Source organism: Catenulispora sp. MAP12-49 (assembly GCF_041262705.1).
Taxonomy (GTDB): Bacteria; Actinomycetota; Actinomycetes; order Streptomycetales; family Catenulisporaceae; genus Catenulispora.
On sequence record NZ_JBGCCP010000080.1, the window covers coordinates 1 to 9,480 of the forward strand.

At 68.4% G+C, this 9,480-nt stretch carries 8 protein-coding genes; all 8 read left to right on the forward strand.

Going from position 1 to position 9,480, the window contains the following annotated elements; translation table 11 throughout:
• The first annotated feature begins 200 nt into the window (after positions 1-200).
• Positions 201-935, forward strand: coding sequence for an SDR family NAD(P)-dependent oxidoreductase (locus tag ABIA35_RS49245; RefSeq protein ID WP_370362638.1), 735 nt, complete (start codon positions 201-203; stop codon positions 933-935).
• A 107-nt stretch (positions 936-1,042) separates the two neighbouring features.
• Positions 1,043-1,372: a YciI family protein gene (locus ABIA35_RS49250; protein ID WP_370362631.1), complete on the forward strand. Its 330-nt coding sequence runs from the start codon at positions 1,043-1,045 to the stop codon at positions 1,370-1,372.
• A gap of 381 nt (positions 1,373-1,753) precedes the next feature.
• The gene (locus ABIA35_RS49255) at positions 1,754-2,389 is read left to right on the forward strand and encodes a hypothetical protein (protein WP_370362632.1); all 636 of its coding nucleotides are present in this window, start codon (positions 1,754-1,756) and stop codon (positions 2,387-2,389) included.
• A 115-nt stretch (positions 2,390-2,504) separates the two neighbouring features.
• Positions 2,505-4,136 (forward strand): PucR family transcriptional regulator, encoded by a 1,632-nt coding sequence (locus ABIA35_RS49260; protein WP_370362633.1) that lies wholly within the window; start codon positions 2,505-2,507, stop codon positions 4,134-4,136.
• Between the two features lie 186 nt (positions 4,137-4,322).
• A complete protein-coding gene (locus ABIA35_RS49265) occupies positions 4,323-5,531 on the forward strand; it encodes a serine hydrolase domain-containing protein (RefSeq protein ID WP_370362634.1) in 1,209 nt (402 codons plus the stop codon).
• A gap of 14 nt (positions 5,532-5,545) precedes the next feature.
• A complete protein-coding gene (locus tag ABIA35_RS49270) occupies positions 5,546-6,538 on the forward strand; it encodes an ABC transporter permease (RefSeq protein WP_370362635.1) in 993 nt (330 codons plus the stop codon).
• 43 nt (positions 6,539-6,581) lie between these two features.
• Positions 6,582-8,342 (forward strand): ABC transporter substrate-binding protein, encoded by a 1,761-nt coding sequence (locus ABIA35_RS49275; protein WP_370362636.1) that lies wholly within the window; start codon positions 6,582-6,584, stop codon positions 8,340-8,342.
• Between the two features lie 13 nt (positions 8,343-8,355).
• Entirely contained in the window at positions 8,356-9,366 is a 1,011-nt protein-coding gene (locus ABIA35_RS49280) for an ABC transporter permease (RefSeq protein WP_370362637.1), read from the forward strand.
• Positions 9,367-9,480: the final 114 nt, after the last annotated feature.

Here is a 9,480-nt window from a genome sequence, read left to right on the forward strand (position 1 = left end):
CCTCCCATACCTCATACCAACGGCATAGCGCGCACGTAACAGCCTGTCACCAGACGTCGACCCGGCAACGACATCCGGTCCGAAAGCCCTCTAGCAGTTTTTGGATTAGACAACCCATTTTTGGCCGAGCAGAGTGGGCCGTGCAACCCATTCTGGCGGTCGACCACCGCCCTCCTGGAAGGCAGCAACCCATGGAACACGTGGAACTCACCGGCAAGACGGCCCTGGTCACCGGATCCACCGGCGGCATCGGCCGGGAGACGGCTCTGCTGCTGGCCTCGGCCGGCGCCGCGGTCGTGGTCTCCGGACGCGACGCTGAGCGCGGCGCCCGGACCGTCCAGGCGATCACCGAGCAGGGCGGCAGCGCGCGCTTCATCGCGGCCGACCTGACCGACCTGGACTCCCTGCGACGTCTCGCCGACGCCGCCGGGGACGTCGACATCCTCGTCAACAACGCCGCGGTGTTCCCCGGCGCCCCGACCACCGACCAGGACCCGGCCGAGTTCGACTCCGTCCTGGCCGCGAACATCCGGGCGCCGTACTTCCTGACCGCGGCGCTCGTCCCGGCCATGATCGCCAAGGGCGCGGGCAGTATCGTCAACATCAGCACCATGGCAGCCCGCATCGGCATGCCCGGACTCTCGGTGTACAGCGCGACGAAGGCCGCCCTGGAATCACTGACCCGCACCTGGGCGGCGGAATTCAGCCCGGCCGGCATCCGGGTCAACACCGTCGCTCCCGGACCCACGCGCACCGACATGGTCCTGACCACCATGGGCGAGGACGGGGCGGCCCAGGTCGGGAAGAGCACCCTCCTCGGCCGTCTGGCCGCACCGCGCGAGATCGCCGAGGTGGTCCTGTTCCTGGCCTCCGACCGAGCCGCTTACATCACCGGCGCCACGATCGCCGCAGACGCCGGCCGCACTGCTGTGTGACGACTTTGTGGCGACGTGGCGACGTGGCGACGTGGCGGACGTGAACGGCGGGCCGTGTACTTCGGCACGGCCCGCGGGACAGGCGGTCACGCATCAAAGTCAGTAGCGTGGCTCATTCGCCGGCAGCGACGGCGGAGGATCTCGAGGAATGCGACCAGCATGCGGATGAGTTGACGAACAGCGGCTCCATGGTCATGGCGTACGCGCTGATGCCGAGGGACATGGCGACCTCGATCCGCGCCAGTGGCATCACCGATGGCCCGTTCCAGGACGCCAAGGAGGCCATCGCCGGCTTCTCCGTGATCGAGGCACCGGACCTGGACGCGGCCATTGCGATCGCGCGCACCAACCCCGCCGTTCGCGACGGCGGCGGCGTCGAGGTCCGGCCGGTGCACAGCGGCGGCTTCATCGAGCGTACGGACCAGCCCGCCGCATAGCCGGCCCGCAGCCCTGCGGATAGCTCATACTCATGACGCACCGCAGGGATCAAGATCTGTCAGTACACGACATCACGCATTCAGAGTCAGTAGCTGCGCGCGTACTGCGTTGAGGTTCAACCGGTGCGGTATCTCGCATCGTGAGAGGATCACATCCGCGAGATGCTTCCGGTTTCGGCGGTTGAAGACCTATTCGCGGTTGTTGGATCCGAATACAAGCTCTGAGGTTGCACGATAATGACGCAGTCAAACGACGTGGCCGTAACGCAAACCGCGATCGATGCGTTCTATGGGGCAATATCCACATACGGCGATGTTCTGGCCGGCGCCTATAGGCGACAAGGCAGCTCGGGCACGAGATTGGTCTTCACCGGTGTACCCGTGTCGACTCTCAACGTCGTCTACGTGGAGCCGGAGCGAATCCTCGCCGAAGTGGACGAGTTCGCCGGCGAACTGTCCGCGAAAGGCGTGCCGTGGAGCATCCAGGTGCGCGGAGAAGTCGATCCGGAGCTGCGGAATCTGGCTGCCGGCTACGGGATGACCTCTGCGGAGGCGAGTCCGCTGTTGCTGTGGGACGCCGAGCTCTTGCCGACGCTTTCCACCGGGCTCCCGCTGGGCGCCCAAGTGCGCAGAGTGCCCGGTGCGGAGTGGGAAGTGCTCGCGGCGGCGATGGCGGCCGGGTTCGGGGCGCCGAGGGCGGTGGTGGACCAGCTGATCCAGCCCGCCCTGCTCGACGCGCCAGGCGTCACCGGCTACGTGCTGGAGGTGAATGGTGAGAGTGTCGCGACCGGCCACAACATCAGGATCGGCGACCACGTGCTGATGCTCGGCGGCTCGGTTCCCGCACAGCACCGGGGCAACGGCTACTACCGGGCCCTCGTCGCCGCGCGCCTTCGAGAAGCCGTCGCCGACGGGGCTCACTACGCCATCAGCGAGAACAGCCCGATGTCCCGGCCGCTCTTCGAGTCGCTCGGCGCCAGGCAGTTCGAGACGCTGATTCACCTCACCGCGTCGTGAGCGGGTCCAGCTCAAGATCCTTGCCAACGCGGCCTCGGCGGCGTCAGGATGCCGTGGACGGCGAGGGATCCCGGCGTGGGGGCGGCCCGCGGATGCGGAAGGCATGCGATTGGCGATGAAGGCGCATCCACGGGCCAGCTTGGGCAGGGTCGTCGAGGACCTCGGCCGCACCCTGCTTGAGGTGGTGTGCGGCGATGCGGTCTCGGGGGCCCCGGTCGGCGGCGTCGTCATCTACGATCCGCTGGAGGAGCAGGTTTCGTGTCTGGACGCGCTGGTCCTCGGCGTGGGGGTGCGGGAGCCGGCGGCGATCGCCGCGCTGCTGGCCGATCCCGTCATGGTCGGCGCGGCCGCGCTGGTGGTTCGGGCGCCCGTCGCCGCCGATCCGGTCATCGAGGCCGCGTCCTCGCGGTCGGGTGTGACCGTGCTGGCCCTGACGCCCGGGGCGACGTGGGCGCAGCTGGCGGCCATGGTCAGGACGCTGATCGCCGAAGGCGACATCGGCGAGGCGGACACCGCGACGATGTTCGGGACGCCGGCGGGGGACTTGTTCGCCCTCGCGAACGCCATCGCGGCCCTGCTGGACGCGCCGATCACCATCGAGGACCGGGGCAACCGGGTTCTGGCGTTCTCCGGCCGCCAGGACGAAGCCGACGCCTCGCGGGTGGCGACCATCCTGGGCCGGCAGGTCCCTGAGCAGTACACGCGCATCCTCGAGGAGCGCGGTGTCTATCAGGCTCTGTACCGCAGCGAGGAGCCGGTGTTCGTCGATCCTCTGCCGGACCTGGTGGCCCACGGCGAGATGCCCCGGGCCGCGCTGGTGGTGCGGGCCGGGGACGAGATCCTCGGCACGATCTGGGCCGCGGTGCGCGCGCCGCTGTCGGTCGAGCGTGCGCAGGCACTGCGCGATGCGGCCAAGCTCGTCGCCTTGCACATGATGCGGCTGCGTGCCGGGGCCGACGTCGGGCGGCGGCTGCACGCCGACCTGGTCGCCACCGCGCTGGAGCCCGGGCCCGGCGCGGCGCAGGCCGTCGCGCGCCTCGGGTTGGCCGAACGGGCCGCCGTGGTCGTCGCCCTCGACGTCGTCGGCTCTCCCGGCGAGCCGACCGCCGTGCAGCACGCGAACCTGGTCGCCGAACGGCAGCGCGTGGCCGACGCGTTCGCGGTGCATCTGACCGCTGTCCATCCGCGCTCGGCCGTGGCCGTCGTCGGCGACGTGATCCACGCCATCGTGCCGGTGCCGCAGCAGAGCGCCGACGGTGCACAGCGCGTCGCCTTGGTGGCGCAGGAGTTCCTGCGGCGCATCGGGATCCGCCACGGGCTGATCGTCGGCATCGGCGAGGCCGGCACCGGTCACAGCGAACTGATCCGATCGCGGGTCGGGGCGCACCGGGCACTGAACGTACTGCGCAGGCGCGATGGCGGGGCCTGCGTGGCTTCGATCGGCGACGTTCAGCTCCAAGCGCTGCTGGCGGAGATGGCCGAGGCGATCGCCGAGCGCGGCGACGTGTTCGGCGGCCCGGTCGCGCGTCTGGCCGACTACGACGCCCGGCACCGTACCCGCCTGGTCGCCACGCTGCGGGCGTGGCTGGACGCGTTCGGCGACGTGAATGTCGCCTCCGCGACGCAGTACGTCCACCCGAACACCTTCCGGTACCGGCTGCGCCGTGTCGCCGAGATCGGCCAGATCGATCTGAACGACGCCGAAGCCCGTTTCGCGGCCATGTTGTACCTGCGGCTGCAGCCGTAGACCGTCCGCGACGGCCCGTTGCCTCGCAGGTAGCCGACGACCTTCGTCCTACGCGACAGATTCCGTCGCGGACCTTATCCGCCCGGACGAAGCCTTGGCCCGATCGGCGGCCATACCCTCGCCACACCGATCGGTGAACTCCCGGAATCAACGGCGGAAACGGCCGCCAGAGACGGATGACGCATCATGATCTCGACTCGACGTTCGGTACTCAAAGCGGGACTGGCCGGCCTCGTCGTCGCCCAGGGCTCCGTGGCATACGCCAGCACTAGCCAGAACACGAGCCAGAACACGAGCCAGAACCAGACGTTCGATCAGTGGCTGGCCGCGTTCGAGGCGGGCATGCCGGCCCGGTTGGCGGCCGCCCACGTCGCGGGCGTCGAGGTCGCGATCGTGTCCAAGAACGCCCCGACACCCTACGCGGGGGCCTTCGGCTACGCCGACATCGCCGCGAACCGGAAGCTCACCCCGACCACGCCCATGCACCTGGCGTCGGTCAGCAAGCTGTTCACCGCCTCGGCGCTGGTCCGGCTGTTCGAACTCTGTGGTCTGGACCTGCACGGCGACGTCAACAGTTTCATCGACTTCCCGGTGCGCAACCCCGCCTACCCGGACGTGCCGATCACCCCGCACCAACTGGTCACCCACACCTCCAGCATCTCGGACGACAACTACGTGGGCTTCGACACCGTCGGGGACCCGACGCAGAGCCTGTCGGACTTCCTGCGTGACTACCTCGTGCCGGGCGGAAAGCACTACTCGCCGAAGAAGTCGTATTTCCCCAAGCACAAGCCGGCCACGTATTTCAGCTACTCCGATGTGGGCATGGCCCTGGCCGGCTATGTCGTCGAGTGCGTCGGCGGACAGGACTTCGCCGCCTACACGGAGGCGAACGTGTTGCAGCCCCTCGGCATCACCGGCGCACACTGGTACCTGCGGCAGTTCGCGCCGGGCGTACTGGCCGTGCCGTACGAGTTCAAGAACGGCGCCTTGGCCGCGCTGCCCCAGATGAGCTATCCGGACGTCCCCTCCGGGGCACTGCGCTGCTCGGTGACCGATCTGGCGACAAGCCTGCGCGCGATGATCGGCGGGGCGGCCGGCACGCCCCCGATCCTGTCGGCGGCCGACGTCGCCGAGATGCTGCGCCCGCAGGTCAGCACGAAGATCGTGCCCTACCAGGGGCTCGGCTGGGTCCAAGAGGTCGTCAGCGGGCAGCCGTACGTCGGCCATTCCGGCTCCGACATCGGGTTCGCCAACATGGTGGTCCTGACGAAGGACCAGAACCACGCCGTCGCCGTGCTGATCAACACCGACGAGGGCGACGGGTCGGCGGTCACGAACTTCCGGGCCTCGGTCACGACGGATCTCGTCCACGGGGCGCAACTCCTGGGCTGAAGGGCGCGGATCCCATGACGATGATTCTGGAACCGGGCCCGTCACCAGCGGCCGAGCCGCGAGCCGCGGCGCCGCCCGGCAAGGCCATCGAAGGCCGCTCCCCGGGCCGGATCGCCCTGGGCCGCCTGAAGAAGGACAAGGTCGCGATGGCCGGGGGAGTGACGGTCATCCTGCTCATCCTGATAGCGCTCTTCGCGCCGCAACTGTGCTCACTCACCGGCAACGATCCGTACACCCCGCACACGAACCTGATCAACCCGAACCTGCAGATCCCCTACGGCGGCTTCGGCGGGATGGGCTCCCGACACCTGCTCGGCGTGGACGTGCCGACCGGCCGCGACCTGTTCGCCCGGGTCGTCTACGGCGCCCGGACCTCGCTCGGCATCGCCGGACTGGCCACCCTGGTCGCGATCGTGATCGGGGTCGGCCTCGGGATGGTCGCCGGCTACTTCGGCGGCCTGGTCGACTCGGTGATCAGCCGGACCATGGACGTGATGCTCGCGTTCCCGCTGTTCCTGTTCGCGATCTCGCTGTCCGGGGTGCTCGGCTACTCGGCCTTCGGGCTGACCGGCAACACGCTGCGGATCGTGCTGCTGATCATCATCATCGGCTTCTTCTCCTGGCCGTACATCGGCCGCATCGTGCGCGGACAGACGCTGGCGCTGCGCGAACGGGAGTTCGTGGAGGCGGCGCGCGCCATGGGCGCCACGCCCGCGCGGATCATCCTGCGGGAGATCCTGCCCAACCTGACGGCGCCGATCCTGGTCTACGCGACGCTGCTCATCCCGTCGAACATCCTGTTCGAGGCGTCGCTGTCCTACCTGGGAGTCGGCATCCGCTCTCCCATGCCCTCCTGGGGCGAGATGGTCAACGAGGCGATCGCCCTGTACCAGGTCGATCCGGAGTTCCTGATCGTCCCCGGCACGGCCATCTTCCTCACCGTGCTCGCCTTCAACCTGCTCGGCGACGGACTGCGCGACGCCTTCGATCCCAAGGCCGGCCGCTGACCGGGTGAGACCCGAACGAGACGACGAAGGGTTCACACACACCATGCGCAATCCACCAATAGCCGCCTGCGCGGCGGTAGCCGCCTTAGCGCTCGGCGCCGCGGCCTGCGGCAGCGGGTCCGCCGGCGGGAACGGATCCGCTGCCTCGGCGAAGTACAACGTCGGCGTGACCGGGATCGTGAACAAGTCCTCGGCCGCGGCCCACGGAACGCTCCGGATGGAGCAGTCCTCGGACTTGCAGTCCACCGACCCGGGCAACAGCTACTTCGGGGCCGACTGGAACGTGATGCGGCTCTACACCCGCTCGCTGGTCACCTTCGCCGAGGGCCCCGGCCCGGTGAAACTGGTCCCAGACCTGGCCACGGACCTGGGCACCATGAGCCCGGACGGCCTGACCTGGACCTTCCACTTGGTCAAGGGCGCGACATACACGGACGGCTCTCCGATCACCGCGCAGGACGTCGCCTACGGCATCGAGCGCTCGAACTGGGGCCAGGACGTCCTGCCGAACGGCCCGACGTACTTCAAGCAGCTGCTCACGGACACCACGAACTATCAGGGCCCGTACAAGGACAAGAACCCGGCCGACCATCCCTCGGGCATCGACACCCCGGACAGCGGCACCATCGTCTTCCACCTGGTCAAGCCGTTCGCGGACTTCGACGACGTGCTGACGCTGCCCTCGACCGTGCCGGTCCCGCGGGCCAAGGACACCGGCGCCACCTACTACGAGCACGTACTGTCCTCCGGTGCGTACACGTTCGACTCCTACGCCGTGGGCAAGGAACTCGACCTGTCGGCGTACCCGAACTTCAACGCCGCCTCGGACCCGCTGCACCTGCACGTCGCCCGCGCCGCCAGGATCGTCGACAAGGTGGACGTCAGCGCGCAGACGGTCGATCAGGACCTGCTGCACGGCACCACCGACGTGGACCAGGGCGGCGTCGGCGTCCAGACCGCGACGCAGTCGCAGGTGCTGGGCAACCCCAAGCTCAAGGCCGAGGCCGACGACCCGATCACCGGGCTGATGACCTACCTGACGATCGACACGAAGATCAAGCCCTTCGACAACCTCGACTGCCGCAAGGCCGTGGAGTGGGCGATCGACAAGTCCGCGGTGCAGACCGCGTTCGGCGGCGGCATCGGCGGCGGGGACATCGCCACCACGGTCCTGCCCCCGACCGTGCCGGGCTACGTCCAGCAGGACCTGTATCCGACCCCGAACCACGCCGGCGACCTGGACAAGGCCAGAGCCGAGATCGCCACGTGCAAGGCCGCCGAGCACATCACCGGCATCACCACCCAGGTGGGCTACTACATCGACCAGCCGAAGGACAAGCCGGTCGCCGACGTCATCCAGCAGAACCTGGCCGCCATCGGCATCACGGTGACCGAGGACGGCTTCAAGTACAGCCAGCTCTCGATAAAGGCCGGCAGCCAGGCTTACGTCAGGCAGAACAACGAGGCGATGTTCATCACCGCGTGGGCCGCCGACTTCCCGTCGGGGTACGGATTCCTGGACCAGATCGTCACCCCGGACGGCATCAAGCCGACCGGTGAGAGCAACTATTCCGAACTCGACGATCCGGCCATCAACACGCTGATGGCCACCGCGCTCAAGACCACCGATCCGGACGCCCGCAACGCGCTGTACGCCCAGATCGACCAGCAAACGCTCAAGGACGCGGCGCTGGTGCCGATGATCGACTCCCGGGCCCTGATGCTGCGTCCGCCGAACCTCACGAACGCCTACATCGAGCAGGCGTACGGCATGTACGACTACCAGGCCCTCGGCATCGGGTGAGTGCTCCGACACCATGCTGACTTTCATCGTTCGGCGCTTGTTCGCCGTGGCCGGGCTGCTGCTCGTCATCGCCTTCGTGACGATGGTCATCTTCTATGAGATGCCGCAGTGGGGAGGGCAGACACCGGCCACCATGGCGGTCCAGTACGTGGGCAAACAGCCCTCGCCCGCGGCGATCCAGGGGGTGATCCACCGGTTCGGCTTCGACCGGTCGTTCCCGGTCCAGTACCTCGACTACGTGCGCACCATCGTCACCGGCACCACATTCAGCGACGGCACCCAGGACATCGCCTGCCACGCCCCGTGCCTGGGCTACTCGTTCAGGAACTACCAGCAGGTCTGGCCCACGATCCTGAGCGACCTGCCGGTCACCTTCTCCATCGCGGCCGGTGCCGGCGTCCTGTGGCTGTTCTTCGGCGTCGCCTCGGGTCTGGCCTCGGCCGTGCGCAAGGGCTCGCTGCTCGACCGGGCGTCGATGACCGTCGCCCTGCTCGGCATCTCGCTGCCGGTCTACTTCCTCGCGCCGCTGCTGTCCCTGCCGCTGGCCTACCGGTGGTCGATCCTGCCGGCCCCGGGCAGCTACGTCGGCATCACGTCCGATCCGGGCCAATGGTTCCTGGACATGATCCTGCCCTGGACCTGTCTGGCCTTCGGCCTGGCCGCCCTCTACACCCGTTTGACCCGGGCCGGAATGCTCGACGTACTGAGCGAGGACTTCGTGCGCACCGCGCGGGCGAAGGGCTTGTCCGAGCGCCGGGTGCTCCTCAAGCACGCCCTGCGGGCGGCGGTCACCCCGATCATCACGATCTTCGGCATGGACTTCGCCACCGCGCTCGGCGGCGCGGTGCTGGTCGAGATCACCTTCTCCATGAAGGGGATCGGCTTCCTGGCCATCACCTCGATCCAGAACGGCGACTTCCCGATGATGATGGGCGTCACCTTGTTCGCCGCGGCGTTCATCGTGCTGGCCAACCTGCTGGTCGACGTGATGTACGCGGTGGCAGACCCGCGGGTGCGGCTGTGAACGGCCCCGGGGGACGTCCGTTCCTGGACGTGCGCGACCTGAAGGTGCACTTCCCGACCGACGACGGCGTGGTGAAGTCCGTCGACGGGATCACCTTCCAGTTGGAGCGCGGCA

Excerpts from the sequence above, each read along its gene's own strand:
- ABIA35_RS49260 (WP_370362633.1), top strand. The coding sequence starts at position 2,505 with ATGAAGGCGCATCCACGGGCCAGCTTGGGCAGGGTCGTCGAGGACCTC.
- ABIA35_RS49265 (WP_370362634.1), top strand. The coding sequence starts at position 4,323 with ATGATCTCGACTCGACGTTCGGTACTCAAAGCGGGACTGGCCGGCCTC.
- ABIA35_RS49270 (WP_370362635.1), top strand. The coding sequence starts at position 5,546 with ATGACGATGATTCTGGAACCGGGCCCGTCACCAGCGGCCGAGCCGCGA.
- ABIA35_RS49275 (WP_370362636.1), top strand. The coding sequence starts at position 6,582 with ATGCGCAATCCACCAATAGCCGCCTGCGCGGCGGTAGCCGCCTTAGCG.
- ABIA35_RS49280 (WP_370362637.1), top strand. The coding sequence starts at position 8,356 with ATGCTGACTTTCATCGTTCGGCGCTTGTTCGCCGTGGCCGGGCTGCTG.